The organism is Paenibacillus sp. J22P165, assembly GCF_059692015.1.
Genome location: NZ_JCAUAP010000008.1, coordinates 404,414 through 425,381, shown reverse-complemented (window position 1 = coordinate 425,381; position 20,968 = coordinate 404,414). Strand labels below are relative to the sequence as shown.

Sequence of the window (20,968 nt, the reverse complement as noted above, 5' to 3'; positions counted from 1 at the left end):
GGTGGTGGAACATGTGTCTTTTGCAGTACATAAAAGTAAATCGGATCGCATAATCGATGTCATCATTTACGTATTTCTTACATTCTGTTGTTTAACTGCCGTGTTTCCGTTGTATTTCGTATTCATCGAGTCGATAACTCCTTATAAAGAACTGATTCGTAACGGTGGATTTGTCGTATTTCCGGAGGAAGTCACGCTGCAGGCTTACCGAGCAATATTCGGCAGCAAGCTTGTGCCGGATGCGCTTAAAATATCTGTTCTGATTACGGTTATAGGTACTTTCTTAAGTCTTCTGGTTACGATTTGTCTAGCCTATCCGCTCTCGAAGAAGGATGTACCGGGTGGTCGATTTTTTCTTCTGGCAATTGTGTTCACAATGCTCTTCAGTGGTGGTATCGTACCCACTTATCTCGTCGTAAAGGGCTTGGGCTTAATCAATTCGATCTGGGCACTCATTATCCCAACACTTGTTTCACCGTTCTACATGTTTATCATGCGTACTTACTTTATCAATTTCCCTACGGAGATCGAAGAGTCGGCGAAAGTAGACGGATGTGGGGATGTTCGAACATTATTTCAGTTAGTTATTCCTTTATCCATGCCGATTATTGTCACGATAGGTTTGTTCTATGGCGTAATTCAATGGAATTCTTACTTTAATGCCATTTTGTATCTGTCAGACCGCGATTTGTACCCTATTCAGGTTATTCTGCGCAATATGATCGTTACGTCTAGCGTGAGTCAAGAGTTGAATACGAATCCTTCTGTCATTCAAACCTTGCCGCCGGACACCATCCGTATGGCAACCGTTGTCGTGACAACATTGCCGCTATTAGCCATTTATCCGTTTATTCAAAAATATTTTATCAAGGGTATGTTAGTCGGTTCCATCAAAGGGTAAAGGTTTAGAGGCACAAGCTTGCGAGCTTGAAAGGAGTGATGCCTTGATTTGCTTCGTTTCAGTCATAAAGACAACCAGAGCAGACTTGTGAATGAATTCAAGTACAAATGGGAGGTCGTTTGCATGAAATTACGTAAACAGGTAGCATTCGGCGTAATGGCTAGTTTGGTTGTATTGAGTGGTTGTTCGAAAGACGAATCTACGGCTACACCTTCTGCATCTACTTCCTCGTCAGCAGCTCCTGCGACAGCGGCAGCTACCAAAGCACCGCCAATGACATTGAATTGGTTAACTTTTGTTCCAACGAACGATGTATCATTGCCAGCCCCTGATAAAGACTACATTCGTCAAGCGATTGAGCAGAAGTTCAATGTCAAACTGAACATGGAATATGGTGTCCCAGGTGAGGATCATAAGACCAAAATCAACTTAAAAATTTCATCTGGTGCAACCCCTGATATGTTTCAAGCCGACGGCGCGCAAACGAATCAATTTATTATTGATAAAGCGGTTGCCGATCTGACCCCCTATGTGAATCCCCAAACGATGCCTAACTACTACAAGTGGGTTACCCCTGAAATTATTTCACGCTATCAAGTTCAAGAAGTCTTTATGCGTGCCCCCGTTCCTTATGAAAAGCAGCTTTACCAATCCTACTATGTGCGCAAAGACTGGTTGGATAAGGTTGGTTTGAAGGTGCCAACGAATTATGACGAAATGATTAATGTCATGAAAGCATTCACTTTTAACGATCCGGATGGCAATGGTAAAAATGATACGTACGGGTTCACCACATTCGGTAATGGTATTGGTGTTTCAAAGCAATTTCCAGAGTGGTACAAAAATGGTCTAGGCGTCGATCTCTGGTATGATCAAGCGAATGGGGAATATGTAGATCCGCAATCCGATATTCGTGCGGGGAAAGTGCTTGATGATATTCGTGCCGTCATGGCTCAGAAAATCGTAGATCCTGACTGGTTTCTAGCTAAACCAGGGCAAGAACTCGAGAAAATTGAAGCAGGGAAAGCAGGGATTTTCCAAAGCGTACTACGTACGGCTGCATTTGATAATGTAGCGACGAGCGTGAAGAAGAAAACAATTGATATCAGTGGCGTTAAAACGGCGGACTTCGTTCCGTTCCACATTACGCCAAATGCTGTTAACTATGCTGCTCTGCCAGGCGTTCCATTCTTGTTTGGTGCCAAAACACCGCCAGAAAAAATCAAGAAAAGCATTGAGATTATGGATTGGTTAGCAAGTCCAGAAGGTTATTTGCTGTCGCACTATGGGAAAGAAGGCACTAATTATACGAAGAGCGGCAACACGATTACGCTAATTCCTGATGCGATCACGAAAGATAATCAAGCTAACGGTAATTTCTTTGATGTATATAGCTCCATCTTCGCTTATGGTGTGCAAGATCCGAGCCCAATTGGTCTAACCATTATCGATCCACGCGAAACCGATCATGACCGAGCTATTATTGAAAAACTGAAAACCTATAAATATCCAGTACTCGGCACGAACGTTGCTCCTCCTCCAGGCTTTGATATCGGCGCATTCCGTACACAAATGCGTGCGTATATGGTGAAAATCCTCTTCGAAGAGAAGGACGCAAGCAATTGGCCGAAGTATCGTAAAGAACTGATGACCACGTATCATGGTAAAGAGATCTTCGATAATTATGCGAAGACAATCTCGCAAGTGTTTAAAACGCCTGTTGTCTTTAAGTCCGAGAATCCGTAAAAACGAGTAAGAATCCGTCATACTTCTGCAGTCCGTACACGTCTCCCGAGTGACCCTAGCGTTGCTCGGGAGGCGATCTACGAATCCATATCTGATTATTCCTATTGAATTATAAGATTTATAAACATATTTCAACACGAGAGAAGGTTTGGCATGATGAAAGAACAGTTAGCCATTCTCGGTGGTTCCAAGATCAAAACAACGCCTTACGGCACTGGAAAGCGATTTGGCGAAGAAGAAGTCAAAGAGCTCGTCGAAGCACTCGAACAAAATACGTTATTTTATCATTCGGGACGTAAAGTAAAGCAGTTTTTAGAGCGATTTAATGCCTTGTATGGACTTACGTACAGTGTCGCTACATCATCTGGCACAGCTGCGCTGCATGTGGCCATTTGTTCAGCCGGCATAAGTGTTGGTGACGAGGTCATCACAAGCCCCATCACGGATGCAGGCTCGATTATTGGCATCTTGTATCAGAATGCGATTCCCGTCTTTGCTGACTTGGATCCACATACGTACAACATGACAGCAGAAACGATTAAAGCACGCATTACTCCGAAGACGAAAGCGATCATCGTCGTGCACCTAGCAGGCAATCCAGCGGATATGGATCCGATTCTTGCATTAGCACGTGAACATAAGTTAATCGTCATCGAGGATTGCGCGCAAAGCTATATGACCTACTACAAAGGCCGGCTGGTCGGGACCCTAGGAGATTATGGTTGTTTTAGTACAAATGATTACAAACACATTTCAACCGGAGATGGGGGCATTGTCGCCGTCAACTCACAATCTGAAGCGGATTATCAACGGACGCATGCGTTTGCTGACAAAAATTATAGCCGATTCGGTAACCAAGTACAGCGAGAAATGAGGCTGCTTGCGCCCAATTATCGGATGACGGAGCTGCAAGGTGCCGTGGGTATTGCTCAACTATCGAAATTAATAGGGATTTGTGACAAGCGCAGCCAGTACGGAAATGCCATAACAGCTGGCATTAGCAATGTGCCCGGCATCCATCCGCATCAAGTAACGACGGACGGAAGATGCACCTATTGGTTTTACATGTTTACGATTGATACGGATACCCTTACTTGTACACGAGACGAGTTCGCCCAAGCACTTCAAGCTGAGGGAATTGACAGTTCGGCAGGCTATATCCCTCAACCGGTCTATATGCAGCCATTATTTTTGAATCGGGAAGCGTATACAGGCAGTCATTACCCCTTTGAGCTATCTGATATTACGTATAGCGAAGGGCTTTGCCCCACGGCTGAACATATTCTGAAGAATGCGATTCGCGTACCCGTCAACGAATTCTTCAGTGAACAGGATATCGATGAGATCATTGCAGGCATTCGCAAGGTGGCTGCTCATTATAGGGAGTCGGGCTTGAAAGCCGTGTAGCCGACAGCGGATGGAGGAATTGAAATGAAGATGGCCAAATTCGGAGTCCTCGTCGAACATGAGGCTGCTGCACGCAAATGGAAGTACGGACTAAACGTTTTTGAAAAATATGTGGAAGAAGTCTTACAACATGCTGGCATTTCTTATACATCCCTAACGGAGCTAGATGCTGCGAGCTTACAACAATTCGACATCGTCATTGTCGCTTGTTCACAAGAGAGTGGGGCCAAAGCTGCGCTGTTATGGGCGTATGCGGAGCAAGGCGGCACGCTGATTTCGTATGCTGGTGTTAACGCATTAGCCATCAACTTAGGCTATATCCAGACGGGAGAGCTTGGCGCTGGCTATGCAGAGATCGTACCAACTCAGTCGGGACAACCGAGTCAATTACGCTTTTTATCCGCTAACCCTTGGATAGAAGCTGGTGAAGCGACACCGGAAGGCGTTACGCAAGCTACTTGTCGAGTCAGTGGGACGATTAATCAGGGGCGTCCCGATGGTCCTGATAAGGGACCTGCCCTTCAAATATTTGATGTAGGGCAAGGAAGCATTCATCGTTGGACCGTCAATATCCCCTTAACGATCGTTCACATGCAGCAAGGCACGGGACCTGTTCTAGACGATGGTGTTCCAGCCCTGGATGGCAGTGGAAATGTCAATGAGGATATTCTGAAAGCAGATGATCGCATTGCGATGGACTGGGAATTCGACCGTGTACTTACAGAAACCGGTATTCCTTATTTCCCGTGGCCGTATGCGGATTATTGGCGAGAGGCGCTGATCCGACATGTGCTGCAATGTGCACTCGATAAGCAAATGACATTGCCATTCACAGGTTATTGGCCAGAAGGCGTCAAGCATATGGCATTGATCTCACATGACAGCGATTCCAATCAGGATGAACACGCAGTGGCCACACTAAAGTTGCTTGAAGAATGCCACATTCAGACAACCTGGTGCATGATTGAACCTGGCTATAGTGCCCCTATCTACGAGGAAGTGAAGCAAGCCGATCATGAACTTGCCTTCCATTATAACGCTTTGGAGAAAGACAATGGGTACTGGGATGAAGCTGAATTTGATCGACAGGTAAGTTGGCTGAAGGGTGCGACAGGCTTAGAACACGTAACAACCAACAAAAACCATTACACGCGAGTGGAAGGATGGGGTGAGCTCTTCCAATGGCTGGAAAAGAACGAAATCCCGAGTGATCAAACCAGAGGTCCGAGTAAAAAAGGTAATGTCGGATTCTTATTTGGAACTTGTCATCCTTATTTTCCTATTTCGTTATTTGATGAGAAGAATAGGTTCTATGATGTGCTTGAGATTGGCTTCTTAACACAGGATCTGGATCTTGGCCATTTGGCTGACAATAAGGTGATTGAACCCTTTCTAAAGCAAACCTTGGAAGTGAACGGTATTGCACATTTTCTATTCCATCAGATTCACATTCACAATAGGGAAGAGGTACGGGACGCAATTCGAATGCTCGTGACAAAAGCGAGAGAGCTGGGCTTCACGTTTTGGAAATCACAGCAGATTCAAGATTGGACGCGCTTGCGAAGATCAGTTCGGATCACATGTGATAGCAACGGAAATATTGAGCTGCAAGCAAATCCTCCTGTTGATGGACTTGTTGTTTGGGTGCCAATGCAGACTTCGGAAGCATTCTTACCTCATGAAGGACATGAGAAGCATTTTGGCATGCCATGCCGCAAGGTTATCATACATGCGAATGTAGATGTTTCATAAAAGGAAGAGGTGAGGACATGGAGAAGCTAGCATTAGCCGTGGATGGCGGGACGCCTGTTCGAATCGATGAATTCCCGAAATGGCCGATATTCGGGCAGCTGGAAGAGCAGCTTATTCTCGAGGTTGTTCGTTCAGGGAAATGGGGAGGTACGGGCGTTGTACATACGCCTGAATATACGCCTAAGCTCCCTGAGATGGAGCACAAATTCGCGGAATTGCACCAGGCAGCGCATGCCATTAGTGTTGTAAATGGCACGGTCGCCATTACGGTAGCACTGCAAGCAGCGGGTGTTAAGCCAGGAGATGAAGTCATCGTGCCGCCTTACACGTTTATTGCTACGGCTGCGGCTGCACTTGCCTATGGGGCTGTTCCTGTCTTCGTAGATATTGAGGAAGATTCACTTCTGCTCGACCCGGAGAAGGTAGCTGGAGCCATCACTTCACGAACGAAAGCTATCGTCCCTGTTCACCTTGCCGGTGCTCCAGCTAATATGAGTCGCATCAATGAAATAGCAGCTGCTCATAAGTTGCGGGTGATTGAAGATGCTGCTCAAGCCGTTGGTGCGAGCTGGGAAGGCCGCAGTGTTGGGGCTATTGGAGATTTCGGAACGTTCAGCTTGCAATCGAGCAAAAACCTGAATAGTGGTGAAGGGGGCATCATTCTTACCAATAATGATGAACTAGCGGAAATTGCGTGGTCACTATGCAATGTAGGCCGCTCGCGAACGGGGGCTTGGTATCAGCACGATCGCATCGGGCAAAATTACCGGATGACCGAGCTGCAAGCGGCGATCGTGCTCGCTCAGATGACGCGACTGGAAGAGCAGATGCAGCTCAGGGAAAAGAATGCGAAGCTGCTTACTGAACTATTAAGTCGCATCGACGGCATTGAGGTGCTGAAATCGGAACCTCGTATCACACGACATGCGTATCACCTGTACATGTTCCGGCTCGCTTCAGCAGTGACAGATCGGATCGACAAAACCGACTTCATTCGCAAAGTGAATGCGGAAGGGATTCCGATCAGTCATGGGTATGTGCCGCTGAATCGCAACGAGGCAATTGTGAACGCCACACGCGTTTTGACGGGAGAAGATAAGGTATATATTTGCCCCGTCAGCGAACGGTTAAGTGACAAAGAAGTACTCTGGCTTGGACAGAACGTGTTGCTCGCCGATGAGCAAGCCATGCATGACGTTGCGGCGGCGATCCAGAAAGTCATCAAATCGTATTAATAACCTTAGTTATCACGAGGATCGTGTACAGGGAAAGGGGAGTTATGGTGAGTAGGATGTCGAAGCCGTTCTTGCAAGTTGGAGTAAGTAAGGTTGATATTACTCCCGTTCTTCCTGTTCCGCTTGCTGGATTCGCGGTTCGAAGCGAGCTAGGTCCCTTTGAAGGCGTTTCGCACAAGTTGTATGCGCGTATCTTTGTTATTACAACTAGTGAAGGGGAGAGCGATGACTCAATAGAAGAAAAAGCAGTTCTCATCTCAGCAGATTTGCTATGGTGGGGAAGCGATCAAGTTCCGGGACTGAAGCAGCGCATTCAGGCGCGCTTCGGCATAGCCGAGGATGCTATTCTTCTGCACGGAACTCACACGCATTCTGGTCCCCAAACGAGTGGCTTATTCACTTCGTACCTAGGCGTTATGGACGCAGAATATGTGAATACGCTGGAGTTACGTATGCTTGAAGGTATTGAAGTAGCCTTGCTTCAAGTTGAACCTGTTCGAATTGAGCAGGGAACTGGAGTATCTCCACTAGGGATTAATCGACGTGGCGTAGCGAAATCGCCTCCTGAAGCGGGACCCGTGGATCACGAGCTGCGAGTCGTTCGCTTTGTTAAAGAGGATGGAGGAACCAAAGGGCTGCTTGTCCATTACGCATGTCACCCGGTTATTACAAGGGACAATCTAGTGTCATCGGAATTTACCGGTGTTGCCATGACGTTGGTGGAGCAAGCTATTGACGAAGGGGCAGTCGTTGCCTTTCTACAGGGAACTTGCGGTGATATTAACCCTGGAAATGGCATGCAGGTCATACGAGGAAACAACGATGTTGTTGAGCAAATCGGGATAGATTTTGCCGATTGCGTGTTGAAAACGCTGCGTATGCGTTTGCGTCAAGCACCCCCATCTCATGTGGAATGGCGTAAGACAGTGGTTGAACTTCCGCTAGCTAATCTTCCAGAACGTGAGCAGCTTATAAAATCAGCCTTGAAGCCTGGCGTGATTGGTGAATGGAGCAGCCTCATGCTGGAGCGATATGACAATCTGTCGGCACATATTCCGCTTGAGTTAACGGTATTGAAGCTGGCGGATAATCTCTCACTTATCGGCATGAATGCTGAAGTCGTAGTTGATTACGGACTGTTTATCAAGCGGATCACAGATGGAAGCATACTGCCGATGGGATATACGAATGGTATGTTTGGCTATATCCCTACCGCTCAACAACTGGAAGAAGGTGGCTATGAGACGCACGAATCCACCTTCTACTTTGCAATGCCTGCAAGCTTCGATCACCGTGTGGAGTCAACGGTAAAAGATGCCTTGCTGAAGTTGCTGATGTAACCAAGCTAGCAAATTTGAAACCAAGGGTGTTCCTGCCATGCGCGGGAACTCCTTTTTATTAGGTATGTTTTTCATCAGTTTAGGAATATTTAAGAAATGGTTTACAACCAGTTAATCTCAATTGATTATCTTAGTGGTAAGAAGGATTACAAGGGAGATTGTGGAACGATGAAAACCATGAGCATGACGAATAAAAAGTGGCTATTAAGCCTGCACATTGTATTCTCAGCCATCATGCTGGGGACGAGTGTCACGTTTCTCATTTTGAGTATAACGGCCGTAAGCACCCAAGATTCCGCCTTAGTACTCGCCTGTTATAAGGCCATGCATGTTTTATCAGGAAGTTCTGTTCGCGCTTCCATCATTGGGACTATCGTCACAGGGGTGCTGCTCTCTTTGAGAACGCATTGGGGCTTGGTGAAATACAATTGGATTATTGTCAAAGAAATACTTACCCTAATCGCTATTATCCTAGGACCTTTTGGCATGTATGTGTGGACATTGAAAGGCATTACATTACTAACGGATGTAGGTCTAGAAGGTGCGAATCAAGGTGCTTATGTGGCTAACACTGTATATCTCTTCGTAGGTATCGGTCTCCAGCTTCTCTCATTACTGGCCATGTTTGTACTATCCGTATTTAAGCCTTGGGGCAAGAGGAAAACGAGAAATAAAGTTTTAACAGATGTCTGATTTTGAGAAAATTTGTTTCAATCCTTGCAGTGTTTTCGACAGTTTTTTTGATTTCCACTCCGTATACTGAGAAAGAATACAGGGATCATATTGTATCTTTTGGCGGAGGTATAGACCATGATTATAGTTCCAACGGCTCAATGTCGGCCGGGCATGCGGATCGGTAAAGCCGTTTTGTCTGAACAAGGTCGAGTGATGATCGGACATGGCGTAGAACTTACACAATTCATGATTAGAAAGTTAGTCCTCATGGGACTTGACTTCTTGTATATTGAAGACAGAGATACGGATGACATCGCGATCGAAGAATCGATTCATGAAGAGACACGTGCTTTGCTGCGCATCGTGTTGAGTAAAATTTTCAGCAAATTCAGCGCGACCTCATCTTTGCATGGTTCATCAAATACTGCAGAAATCTCGACTTTACTGTTTGAAGGTATCACTAGGGTGATTGAAGATATGAGAAAAGGGAGACACAATTTGGTCTCCCTTACGACTCTTAATATGGTTCCAGCTACTACGTTAGAACAGCATTTTTGTCAAAATGCGATTAATGTTTGCGTCTATGCAACGAAGCTTGGTATGCTCCATGGGTATTCTCAGAAAGAGTTAACAGAATTAGGAATGGGTGCATTACTACATGACGTCGGTAACATTCAGCTTCCAGCAAAGCTATTATTAAGTCGTACCAAGCTTACGACCAGCGAATATGTGGAGATTCAGAAACATGCAGAGTTAGGCTTTCATATGCTTAAAGAGGATATGGGCATTCCATTGCTTACGGCAATCTGTGCGTTACAGCATCATGAGCGAATTAATGGAAGTGGTTACCCTCATAACCTTCAAGGAACAGAAATTCATGAATATGCGCGTTGGATCGGGATGCTCGATTCGTACGATGCGATGACCCATCCGAGAACGTATCGGAATTCGATTGCGCCGCATTACGCGTTGGAAATCCTATATGCGAATGCCGGAACCTTATTTGATATCAAAAAAGTAACCCAATTTCGGAATAAAGTTGCCATTTTCCCAGTTGGACAAGGCGTGAAATTAAGCACGGGTGAACTCGGTGTTGTCTGCCGACATAATACGTACATTCCCTCTAGACCTGTCGTTAGAGTACTTACCAACGAGCGAGGTGAGAAGATCAAGTCACCTTTTGAAATTGACTTATCTTCCTCGCTTCATGTCATGATCGATTTAATTTAATCGGTAATATTTCTCGTATAATATTCAATGATGTCTTTGCGTCGAATGATGCCGAGAAAAACACGGTCCCCATCAACAACGGGAACAAAATTCTGATCCGCAGCTAGTGCCAACATATCTTCCATATGAGCATGGATAGCGACACACTCATTGTAGATTCGTTTGCGAATATTCGTCACAGAAATTTCGTGCATATTATCGAAAGTTAGACCCGGAGTGCACTTCAGCTTCCATAACAAATCTCCTTCGGATAACGTGCCGACATATTTTCCTTCTTCGTCAATAATCGGAATCGCTGTATAATGGCAGGCTTCCAGCCGTTCTATCGCTTCTTTCATCGAAGCTGATGTCGTCAGGTAGGAGACTTTGTCCTTAGGTAACAAAAACGATTTAATTTCCACTTTGTATCTCTCCTTTGCATCTAAAATACTTTCACTATTTAATTAAAACATAAATTCGTCATGAAAGTGTAAAATGGAAGGGTGTAATAACTGGAAATTGAAATTATTTTTAGGGTGGAAGTCCTAATATCTTGGAGGTAATCATGCTGACAAGTGTGAAACTTGTACTACTTGATCAATTAGCTGCATGCCATAATGATGAGAGTTGGTTCAAATCTTCGACAAAGATTTTATCGGATATCTCTGTACATGAGGCTGCTTTGAAAGTAGCGATCAACTCGCAATCCATCTGGGAGATCACGAATCACCTCATATTTTGGAATGAGATGTGGTTCAATCGCTTCGTAAAAGATGTTCCGTTTGAAGAAAGTGACATCGCAAACATCGAAACATCCGATACAGGGCAATATCAAGATGAAGAGCATTGGAAGGCGTCCATACGGAAGTTAAGCGATGGTTTCGAACTTTGGCGTGAGGCCATTACGAGTTGTGAGGATGCGAAACTGGAGAAAAGATTACCATTCTACTTCGAAGCACCGTGGTGGGGCGTGATTTCTAATCTATGTATCCATAACGCATATCATATCGGACAAATCATGCTGTTGAAAAAGCAAATGCAGCAAAATCGAATCTAACGCTACAGGCGCTTGTAAAAGCGCCTATTTGCTTTGATTACCTATGTTTAGCTTTTTGTTGTAACCAAAAATCAGGCGGCACATAGCTGATTAAAGAGTAATCTAACTCATGACCGGAGTCAGTGGCTAATTGAACGAGCAGCATGTCTTTCTTATTTTCAGGTCGAAGATCTCCTGTTTTAATCGTAATCACTTCAACGCCATCACGCTTAGGATTACCCACGATAACAATCTGATTTCCTTTTGTATATACCGCTGTAACCTCCGTTTGAAAAACCACGAGATACATATCGAGAGCCGTCTCATTTTGAAACATATCAATCTGAAAACCCATATCTTTCTCGAAATTCATCCAATTCGAAAGTCCGATATCATAAGTGGTAAACAGGCGATGAGAGGCATAATAAATGCGAGAAGGTAGGTAACTCCATCTACCACCCCAATAGGTACTATGCCAATGCGGCTCATAGACAGGTCTAATATAAGCAGGTTTATTTGTCATGCGGTTAAAAGGAATTTGAGTGCCTTTATGCATGACCTCGCTCAGGGACACCGTATGTTTCGGGTAAAGTTTTTTTAGATTAGTTTGAAATGGTAATTCATCCATATGTACGGGAAGCGGGGGTTCAAGATGTTGTAGTCTTTTTTCAAGCTCATCGGTTTGCGTTGAAGGCACTTCTGCGGACTCCATAGGGAGGCAGCTAGAAGCCTTTGCTTCGGGATTAACCTGCAGCAGTGTACTTCCTACTAACACCGAAAGTACGAAATAAATGCGATTGCGGAAGGATAACATTTCGACACCTCAAGGCTATTGTGGTACAAACATGGTGGATTTATGTAAGGGGGAATTGCGGCTTTAAATTTGAAAAACACAGAACATTCACTACATCGTTCACGTCTAACTAATTGGAAAGACTTGGTGGGGTGAAAGAGGGAAGGGGAATATAGATGCCAATCAAATATCTGCTTGCGGTTCTATGTGCATTGGTAATAGGCGGTGGTGTGGGTTATTCAGTCTCGAAGGATAGAATTTCTGAAGAATCGAAAATATCGGTTAGTCCAAGTCCAACGCTATATCAGGGGAACACGGCATCCCCAAACCCTATTGTGGTAAACACCAAATTGCAGGATAGGGATAGGTTGTTGCATCTGCTTTCAAGAGTTCACGATAGCACAGTCGGGTATGAATACACAGAAGATCAACGCAAGGTGCTTCAGGCTGATCCTGAAAATAAAGATTATATCCACGTGCTTCAAAAATTCGTTCAGACACAGTTGAAGAAGGAAATTACGAACTTCCAAACGATCGGTAAACCTCTAAATCCGCGTTCTGTGCTGGTTACCACTACGGATCAAGTTGCTTATATGATCACAATGAGAAAAGATTATACCCATGATGGGATATGGCTCATTTCCGCATGTACGGATTATACACCTGAAGGGAATTCATCACCCGACATTTATACACGAATTTCACTAGTTCATGCTCCGGTAGAAGTGAAGACATGGGCTGAAGGGATCTTGAAGCAACCGGAATGGAAAAAGGAATATCAAACATTCGGTGATCGAACTTATGCTTTGATTAAGTCATCTTCGTCGTACTCTGATTCCGTGGAGTTGGAAGATGTATTGGTTTCAGCGGGAGAAGCTATGATTGCGTATCAGTCGTATCAATATGCCGCGGGAAGTGATAAGGATTTAGTCAACGATTACGTATTGTTAGAAATAAAAGGTTTCGATCTAAGGGAGGTAAACTTCCAAAATACGTACGCTAACTTTTCAATGGTCGATGGCAAGGAGCCCGTGCCTGGTGATGCAAGTTCGATTGCTCATTTGACAAAAAAGATCGTGCTTAATCCGAAGTTTTTGGAGGTAGCCGCTACGGGAAAAATTCTTGGTGTTGAATTCGGTATCGGGGCTGCACAGGATGAAGTGATTGCCAAATGGGGAAAACCTCATGAAGTGGGAACTAGGCAAGTGGAATTTCAGCGGTGGCATCACTATCAATTGTACTTCTGGCCGCCAGATCAACGAATCGGTGCCATTCGGGTGCTTGGTGCGGCGGTTGATTACAGCTTACCTGAGGTGAAAAAAGCTTTAGGAATGCCAAGTAGTGAGATCAATGGTGAAGATGGTGTTTGGGGTTTATATTACCGAGTAGGCGATTATGAATTGTACATCAATGCGGCGACCAAAGACGGGCAGGTTGAATCCCTGATGTTAAAAATGAAACCGTAGCCGTGTAAGCACGTTGACTTCATGTATATCTTGCGGGGATCCTTGTCAAACTAGATGCACGAACCTAACTAAAAATGAAGGTCGCCTGCTTCTATGCTGACGCAACATGATGTATCATTTTCACGTAATTGGCCTCTGCATGTGATGATTGTCATTTACATGGCTTACTTTGTATATACAGCTATTTCACCAACACAGCGTATGCAATGGCTGATGGAGAGCTTGCTTCCAGTGGCCCTTGTATTGGTTCTAGCGTTCACTTATCAAGTTTTCAAATTCTCAAATTTATCGTATCTGTGCATGTTTATCTTTCTATGCTTGCACACCTACGGAGCTCATTATACGTACCAAGCCACACCTTTTGATACCTGGCTGAAAGCAACGATGGGTACTCAGCGAAGTTATTATGATCGCGTCGTTCATTTCGCTTTCGGCGTGTTCTGGGCCTATCCCTTCCGTGAATTACTTATCCGTGTTGCTATTAAGCTCGGCTTCTGGTCATATGCCATTACTACAGTAGTTCTTCTTGGGATTAGTGCCTTTTTTGAAATTGTAGAAATGGGTGCAGCCTACGCGGTAGAGAAATATGGAGAGGAATACGTGGGCATGCAAGGAGATGTATTCGATTCTCATAAGGACATGGGGCTTGCCTTAGCTGGAGCACTTGTAACACTCGGAATTCTGGCTTATGTGATAAGGCGAACTAAAAGCGAGAAATTAAAGCTGGATGAAGGGTAGCCCTTGATTCAGCTTTTTTTGCTATATTTCCACGGTAACCTATGCGTATACTTAAGCATGTAAGCGTGACATAAGCTGATAAGGTACGCATCTTACAGGCAAGGGGGATCCTCATGAAGGCTATCATTTATCATAAATACGGTACAGCGGATGAACTGAATTTCAAAGAAGTGGAAAAACCAATACCCAAAGATGATGAAGTACTGATCAACGTACATACAACTTCAATTAATTCATGGGATTGGGATCTTCTTCGTGGATCGCCATTCTTAGTGCGGATCGGTGGCTTGCGAAAGCCTAAATTCAACATTCTCGGCGCAGATATAGCGGGGCACGTTGAAGCGGTTGGCAAAAAGGTTAAACAGTTTGTTCCTGGAGATGAGGTGTTTGGAGACCTATCTGGGTGCAACTGGGGAGGGTTTGCGGAGTATGTATGCGCGTCCGAACAAGCGTTATCACTGAAACCAACCCACATAAGCTTTGAAGATGCGGCGGCAATGCCACAAGCGGCAGTCCTTGCTTTGCAAGGGTTGCGAGATAAAGGACTTATTCGGGAAGGACACAAGGTACTTGTCAATGGGGCAGGTGGGGGTGTCGGTACTTTTGCCATCCAGCTTGCCAAATACTTTGGGGCTGAAGTGACGGGTGTAGATAGTCTTGGAAAATTGGCTGATCTTCAAGCGATTGGTGCGGATCATGTTATTGATTATGCCCAAGATGATTTTACTGCAAATGGTCAACGGTATGACTTAATCCTTGATATCGCAGGAACGCGATCCATCTTCGACTGCAAACGAGCTTTAAATCCGAATGGCCAGTACGTGATGGTGGGAGGTCCGATGCATCGGATTTTGCAAGGCATGTTATTTGGACCCTTGATTTCAATGTTTGGCACGAAAAAAATGGGACTCCTGTTGCACAAGCCAAATAAGAAGGATCAGAATGAACTAATGGAACTAAGAGCGGCGGGGAAAATCGTGCCTGTGATGGATCGTCATTACCCTTTGGGTGATGTAGCTCAGGCTCTTCATTATTTTGGTGAAGGTCGTCACGTGGGGAAAATTATGATTCATGTCAAATAAATGGGAAGTACATTTTTGATGAAAATTGGAAGCTCATCGCTGAGTGAGATCCATGTGAGCTGCCAATACGTGTTTAGATGTATAAACTACAGCTAATTTGTCCGAATCTGACGTGAATGCAGGATTAGATGGATAAAGTACATCTAAATTGTATGATATTTGAAGGATCGAGCAAATCGCAGGAATTTAACTACAGGAAATACAGTTAACCATTCCAATTCTAGAAAAACGGTTCAAATAGATGGAGAAAATCCAGTTAGCTTGCGAGGAAGCAGAGGAAGCAGAGGAAGCAGGTTCATTACTCAAAGTCATTTGTAAAAAAAAAGGCTGTTTCAAAAAGTCTAGATCGACTTTTGAAATAGCCTCTTTCGTTCAACGACTATGTCCGGCGCATATACGCAATCACCGTAATTGGTGCAAAAATCGCCACGATCACGATCGCACCGAAAAGGGAGATCGTTAGATCCCAACCAACAGTTCCTTGATTCGCTAGCTGGCGGACAGCGGAGACAAGGTGCGAGATTGGATTGATTTTGACAAACCACTGAAGCCAGTTCGGCATGGTGTCGACCGGTACGAAGGCATTCGATAGAAACGTAAGTGGGAATAAGACGAGCATCGAGATCCCTTGAACACTGGATGCTGTACGTGCAATGACGCCGAAGAATGCGAAGATCCAGCTAATGGCCCATGAACAGAAAATGACAAGCAGCGCGGCGATGGCAACGTTGGCTAATCCGCCTTCAGGTCGGTAACCCATGATGAAGCCCATGGAGAAGGTAAGTACCGTCGCGATGGTGTAACGTATGGTGTCAGCCAATAGGGCTCCCGCGAGTGGAGCTATTCGGGCAATGGGCAATGATTTGAATCGGTCGAATACACCCTTATCCATGTCCTCTCGTAACTGGACACCCGTAACGATGGATGTGGTGATCACGGTTTGAACGAGAATGCCGGGAATAATGACAGGTAAATAACTCACGACATCACCGGAGATGGCTCCGCCGAAAATATAGGTAAACATCAAAGTAAAGATGATCGGTTGAAGCGTGACATCGAACAATTGTTCAGGTGTACGACGGATCTTTAGCAATCCGCGGTAAGCCATGGTTAATGAATTACGTACGGACTGACGGAAGCTGGTGTGGTTTCGTAAATGGCGCTCGGATACGGGTTTAATTGATGTACTCATACACGTGCCTCCTGTTTCTTACTTGATGAATCAGACGTTTCTGAATCTTGCTCCGAGACGCCATGGCCTGTAATGGTCAAAAATACTTCATCGAGTGTCGGCTTCTGAACACTCAACTCCGCCAAGTGAATGCCAGCTTCGCGCAGGGAGATCAGCAAGTCCGTGACACGATCGGCGTTCGCCATTGGAGCCGAGATTTGACCAGCGGCCACAGTAGAAGCTACGTGGAGAACTTGCTCAACCGTTCTACGAGCTTGCTCAATGTCTAGCGGATTCTGGACAGTAAGCTGCAAGGAAGACGTACCCACAGAAGCTTTAAGTTCATCTACGGTTCCCTCAGCGACGACGCGCCCGCGATCAATAACCGCGATTCGATCAGCTAGTTGATCTGCTTCTTCCAGATATTGCGTAGTTAGCAAAATCGTAGATCCTGTGTCTACCAATCTACGGATTGTTTCCCACATCTGAGCACGTGTACGCGGGTCTAACCCGGTCGTCGGTTCATCTAAGAAGATGAGTGGAGGCTGGGCAATAAGACTTGCTGCTAGATCCAATCTGCGGCGCATACCGCCGGAGAAATTTTTTAATGGACGTTTTGCAGCCTCTGTTAATCCAAATTCCTCAAGCAATTCGTCTGACTTCTGACGAGCTTCTTTACGGCTGAGCCCAAGCAGACGGGAGAAAATGATCAAGTTTTCTGTCGCGCTTAACGACTCATCGACAGATGCGTACTGACCTGTTACGCCGATTAATTGACGAACGATTTGTGACTCCTTCACGACGTCGTATCCGAAGATTTTCGCAGATCCCGCATCGGGGCGTAGTAAGGTCGCAAGCATATTGATGGTGGTTGTTTTACCCGCGCCATTCGGGCCAAGTACGCCGTAAATCGTACCTGCTTTTACTTTCAAGTCCACACCATCTACCGCTCGATTTTCTCCAAACGTTTTGACAAGTCCATTCGCTTCGACAGCCCAATCGCCATGCTGTGCGAATTCTTTTCGTTGTGAAGCATCCAATATAATTCCTCCTAAAGAACAATTGATAACGTGATTGTAACGTACCTTTTTAAACTGAATGTAAACAAATGTATCTGAATGGAGAAGGATAGTTTATCTATAGTTATCCTTTCCTTCGAAATGGTAAATCCTATTATGATATGATGGGTTCAGCATCACGCGTGGTTAGGAGGATTCAATTATGTCATTAATACAAGTTACAAACCTCACGTTTGCCTATGATGGCAGCTATGATTATATATTTGAGGATGTCAATTTTCATATCGATACCGATTGGAAATTAGGGTTTACTGGAAGAAATGGAAGAGGTAAAACAACTTTTCTCAACTTACTGCTTGGGAAGTATGAATACAGCGGACATATTTCCGCAAATGTCAGTTTTGAATATTTTCCTTTTAAAGTGAACAATAAGGGACATAATACCATTGATATTATCAATGACATTTTAGCAGATTATCAACATTGGGAATTAATGCGTGAGCTTTCCTTGTTGAAGGTTTCTGAGGATGTACTGTATCGTTCCTTTGATTCATTATCCAATGGAGAGCAGACGAAAGTGTTGTTGGCTGCACTATTTCTGAAGGAAAATAGCTTTCTGTTGATTGATGAACCCACCAATCATCTGGACATGAAAGCTCGAAAGCTGGTCAGCTCCTACCTCAAATCTAAGAGCGGATTCATCTTAGTGTCGCATGACAGAGCTTTCTTGGATAACTGTGTCGATCATATTCTTTCCATCAACAAGACGAATATTGACATTCAAAGAGGTAATTTTAGCGATTGGTGGGAAAATAAACAGCGGCAAGATCAGTTCGAGCTTGCAGAAAACGAAAAGCTGAAGAAGGATATTAAACGGCTATCCGATTCTGCGAAACGAACGGGTGACTGGTCACATGAAGTTGAGAAAACCAAAAATGGTACTAGAAATTCAGGTTCCAAGGTGGATAAGGGGTACATTGGTCACAAAGCGGCCAAAATGATGAAACGCTCTAAATCCATTGAGAATAGACAGCAAACAGCCATCGACGAGAAATCGAAGCTCCTTCGAAATATGGAAAGCGCAGATGATTTGAAGATATCTCAACTTGCCTATCATAGAAACCAACTTGCTGAGCTTGAGAATGTGTCCATATATTACGGCGAGAAGGTCGTTTGCCAGAATGTCAACTTTACAATTGAGCAAGGTGAGCGAATTGCACTTTCAGGTCAAAATGGCTCAGGCAAATCAAGTATAATTAAGCTGCTATGCGGTCAGGACATCACCTATTCGGGAACCTTCCGAAAGGGAAGCCAGCTTCAGATCTCCTATGTGTCACAAGATACATCTCACTTACAGGGCAATTTGACGGATTTCGCGAAGCAAAATGGGATTGATGAGAGTCTTTTTAAGGCCATACTAAGAAAGCTGGATTTTGCCAGAGTGCAGTTCGAAAAGGATATGTCCACTTTTAGCGGCGGTCAGAAAAAGAAAGTCCTTATTGCAAAAAGTCTGAGTCAAAACGTTCATTTGCACATTTGGGATGAACCGCTTAATTTTATTGATGTCATATCACGCATGCAGATTGAAGAATTGCTGATCCAATACGCGCCAACCCTTCTTTTCGTTGAGCATGACGCCGAATTTTGCCATCACGTTGCAACGAAGATCATCGAACTTTAAGGATAAGGGGAATCCCCCTAGTATTAAATAAAGAGCTAAGCTGCTTATATGGCGCTTAGTTTTTTTTGCTGATTTTATCTATATATACGCCGAAAGAGTCTATGCTACAATACACTTGAACGCGCTTACATAGAATGATGCTTCAACCAACAAATGAAAAGGAGGAGCGCAGGCAGTTCTCACCTCACCTTATTTACCTGCGCGAAAGACGAATGAAAGCAATCATGATTATGTTTGATTCTTTGAACAGACACATGCTTCCACCCTATGGGGGCTGGATCCAAACGCCAAACTTTGAACGTCTTGCTGCAAAGAGTGTTACATTCGATACCTTTTTCGTTGGTAGTATGCCTTGCATGCCAGCGCGGAGAGAGCTTCACACCGGGAGATACAACTTTTTACATCGCAGTTGGGGACCTTTAGAGCCATTTGATGATTCTATGCCTGAGATTTTAAAGCAGAATGGTGTCTATACACATCTCGTCACGGACCATCAGCATTATTGGGAAGACGGCGGGGCAACGTATCATAATCGCTATAACACGTATGAATTCATTAGAGGTCAGGAAGGTGATCCGTGGAAAGGGGAAATTGCAGATCCACAAACCCCTGCTTATAAAGGCGGACATACGACCGGACTTGGTGGACATCATGCAGGTAGAATGGTTACACAGGACTGGATTAATCGTCAATATGTAAAGGATTTGCCGGAATTTCCACAGGCATTAACATTCGAACTGGGTACTGAATTTATTCGCAAGAATGTGGCGGAGGATAACTGGTTTTTGCAGCTCGAGACCTTTGATCCGCATGAGCCTTTTTTTGCTCATCCATCATTCCGCGATATGTACCCGCATGATTATCAGGGCGTACATTTCGATTGGCCGCCATACCGCCGAATTGAGGAAACGCCTGAAGAAGTTGAGCATGTTCGATATGAATATGCAGCGCTTGTAAGCATGTGTGATTATCATTTGGGCAAAGTGCTGGATCTAATGGATGAACTTGATCTCTGGAAGGATACGATGCTCATCGTCAATTCGGATCATGGTTTCCTGATGGGCGAACATGATTGGTGGGCCAAGAATATTCAACCATTTTACAATGAAATCGCTAGGCCGCCACTTTTTATATGGGACCCACGAAGTAAGAAAGCTGGGGAGCGCCGAGACTGCCTCGTACAAATGATTGATATGGCTCCGACTTTATTAGAATTCTTTGGTGTTGAAATACCAGATGATATGCAGGGGAAATCGTTGAAAGCGTCGATCGCTGCTAATTATCCCGTTAGAGATGCGGCACTCTTCGGCATTCATGGCGGTCATATCAACTGCACGGATGGTCGTTATGTGTATATGAAAGCTCCTGTAGCTCCGGAAAATGGTCCTCTGTTCAATTACACACTGATGCCGTCCCACATGCGACGTTTATTTACGATCGACGAGTTGAAAAGTCTTGAGCTAGCGCAGCCATTCGCATTCACGAAACAGCTGAAGACGATGAAGATAAGTGCCAATCCACACAATGAGCTGCATAAGTTTGGAACACTGCTTTTTGATACCGAAGAAGATCCAAGGCAACAGCTACCCATCCAAGATCAGAACATCGAGGCCAAAATGATAGGACACATGCTGCAAATCATGCAAGAGAGTGACGCGCCTTCCGAACAATATGAACGAGTAGGTCTGCGGCCTGAGGTCAAAGAAATTAAATGAAA

18 protein-coding genes are annotated in these 20,968 nt (G+C 44.7%); 14 read left to right on the top strand and 4 right to left on the bottom strand.

The genetic code is table 11. The features are described 5' to 3' along the window. The first annotated feature begins 13 nt into the window (after window positions 1-13). The 8 genes from AC58QM_RS22010 (at window position 14) to AC58QM_RS21975 (ending at window position 10,286) form a co-directional block, all read left to right on the top strand. The gene (locus AC58QM_RS22010; RefSeq protein WP_497286996.1) at window positions 14-901 is read left to right on the top strand and encodes a carbohydrate ABC transporter permease; all 888 of its coding nucleotides are present in this window, start codon (window positions 14-16) and stop codon (window positions 899-901) included. Window positions 902-1,024: 123 nt separating this feature from the next. Further along, window positions 1,025-2,647: a type 2 periplasmic-binding domain-containing protein gene (locus tag AC58QM_RS22005; RefSeq protein ID WP_497286995.1), complete on the top strand. Its 1,623-nt coding sequence runs from the start codon at window positions 1,025-1,027 to the stop codon at window positions 2,645-2,647. Between the two features lie 153 nt (window positions 2,648-2,800). Further along, window positions 2,801-4,054, top strand: coding sequence for a DegT/DnrJ/EryC1/StrS family aminotransferase (locus tag AC58QM_RS22000; protein WP_497286994.1), 1,254 nt, complete (start codon window positions 2,801-2,803; stop codon window positions 4,052-4,054). A 24-nt stretch (window positions 4,055-4,078) separates the two neighbouring features. Beyond that, window positions 4,079-5,806: a polysaccharide deacetylase family protein gene (locus AC58QM_RS21995; RefSeq protein ID WP_497286993.1), complete on the top strand. Its 1,728-nt coding sequence runs from the start codon at window positions 4,079-4,081 to the stop codon at window positions 5,804-5,806. A 17-nt stretch (window positions 5,807-5,823) separates the two neighbouring features. Then, window positions 5,824-7,041, top strand: coding sequence for a DegT/DnrJ/EryC1/StrS family aminotransferase (locus AC58QM_RS21990; RefSeq protein WP_497286992.1), 1,218 nt, complete (start codon window positions 5,824-5,826; stop codon window positions 7,039-7,041). A gap of 44 nt (window positions 7,042-7,085) precedes the next feature. After that, a complete protein-coding gene (locus AC58QM_RS21985) occupies window positions 7,086-8,381 on the top strand; it encodes a neutral/alkaline non-lysosomal ceramidase N-terminal domain-containing protein (protein ID WP_497286991.1) in 1,296 nt (431 codons plus the stop codon). Between the two features lie 168 nt (window positions 8,382-8,549). Then, window positions 8,550-9,074 carry a hypothetical protein gene (locus tag AC58QM_RS21980; RefSeq protein WP_497286990.1) on the top strand — a complete coding sequence of 175 codons (525 nt, stop codon included), beginning with the start codon at window positions 8,550-8,552 and terminating at the stop codon, window positions 9,072-9,074. Between the two features lie 117 nt (window positions 9,075-9,191). Continuing rightward, window positions 9,192-10,286: an HD-GYP domain-containing protein gene (locus tag AC58QM_RS21975; protein WP_497286989.1), complete on the top strand. Its 1,095-nt coding sequence runs from the start codon at window positions 9,192-9,194 to the stop codon at window positions 10,284-10,286. Here AC58QM_RS21975 and AC58QM_RS21970 read toward each other — a convergent pair. Beyond that, window positions 10,283-10,687 carry a CBS domain-containing protein gene (locus AC58QM_RS21970; protein WP_497286988.1) on the bottom strand — a complete coding sequence of 135 codons (405 nt, stop codon included), beginning with the start codon at window positions 10,685-10,687 and terminating at the stop codon, window positions 10,283-10,285. The genes AC58QM_RS21975 and AC58QM_RS21970 overlap by 4 nt on opposite strands. A gap of 143 nt (window positions 10,688-10,830) precedes the next feature. Between AC58QM_RS21970 and AC58QM_RS21965 the strand changes: the two genes are divergently transcribed. Further along, the gene (locus AC58QM_RS21965) at window positions 10,831-11,322 is read left to right on the top strand and encodes a DinB family protein (protein WP_497286987.1); all 492 of its coding nucleotides are present in this window, start codon (window positions 10,831-10,833) and stop codon (window positions 11,320-11,322) included. A gap of 37 nt (window positions 11,323-11,359) precedes the next feature. On the opposite strand, the gene AC58QM_RS21960 is transcribed toward AC58QM_RS21965, so the two are convergent. Then, window positions 11,360-12,115 (bottom strand): hypothetical protein, encoded by a 756-nt coding sequence (locus AC58QM_RS21960; RefSeq protein ID WP_497286986.1) that lies wholly within the window; start codon window positions 12,113-12,115, stop codon window positions 11,360-11,362. Between the two features lie 155 nt (window positions 12,116-12,270). Between AC58QM_RS21960 and AC58QM_RS21955 the strand changes: the two genes are divergently transcribed. From AC58QM_RS21955 to AC58QM_RS21945, 3 genes are all read left to right on the top strand, one after another. Then, a complete protein-coding gene (locus AC58QM_RS21955) occupies window positions 12,271-13,560 on the top strand; it encodes a DUF4309 domain-containing protein (protein ID WP_497286985.1) in 1,290 nt (429 codons plus the stop codon). Between the two features lie 93 nt (window positions 13,561-13,653). Beyond that, on the top strand, window positions 13,654-14,298 hold the full coding sequence (locus AC58QM_RS21950) for a DUF2238 domain-containing protein (protein WP_497286984.1): 645 nt from the start codon (window positions 13,654-13,656) through the stop codon (window positions 14,296-14,298). Between the two features lie 113 nt (window positions 14,299-14,411). Then, complete coding sequence (locus AC58QM_RS21945) at window positions 14,412-15,380, top strand: NAD(P)-dependent alcohol dehydrogenase (protein ID WP_497286983.1); 969 nt, start codon at window positions 14,412-14,414, stop codon at window positions 15,378-15,380. Between the two features lie 379 nt (window positions 15,381-15,759). Here AC58QM_RS21945 and AC58QM_RS21940 read toward each other — a convergent pair whose 3' ends face one another. Next, a complete protein-coding gene (locus AC58QM_RS21940; RefSeq protein WP_310224346.1) occupies window positions 15,760-16,572 on the bottom strand; it encodes an ABC transporter permease in 813 nt (270 codons plus the stop codon). Then, window positions 16,569-17,591 carry an ATP-binding cassette domain-containing protein gene (locus tag AC58QM_RS21935; protein WP_497286982.1) on the bottom strand — a complete coding sequence of 341 codons (1,023 nt, stop codon included), beginning with the start codon at window positions 17,589-17,591 and terminating at the stop codon, window positions 16,569-16,571. Before AC58QM_RS21935 ends, AC58QM_RS21940 begins: the two co-directional genes overlap by 4 nt. 181 nt (window positions 17,592-17,772) lie before the next feature. Between AC58QM_RS21935 and AC58QM_RS21930 the strand changes: the two genes are divergently transcribed. Together AC58QM_RS21930 and AC58QM_RS21925 are read left to right on the top strand one after the other, a co-directional pair. Further along, window positions 17,773-19,251, top strand: a complete 1,479-nt coding sequence (locus AC58QM_RS21930) for an Lsa family ABC-F type ribosomal protection protein (RefSeq protein WP_497286981.1) — start codon at window positions 17,773-17,775, stop codon at window positions 19,249-19,251. 212 nt (window positions 19,252-19,463) lie between these two features. After that, window positions 19,464-20,966, top strand: a complete 1,503-nt coding sequence (locus tag AC58QM_RS21925) for a sulfatase (RefSeq protein ID WP_497286980.1) — start codon at window positions 19,464-19,466, stop codon at window positions 20,964-20,966. Window positions 20,967-20,968: the final 2 nt, after the last annotated feature.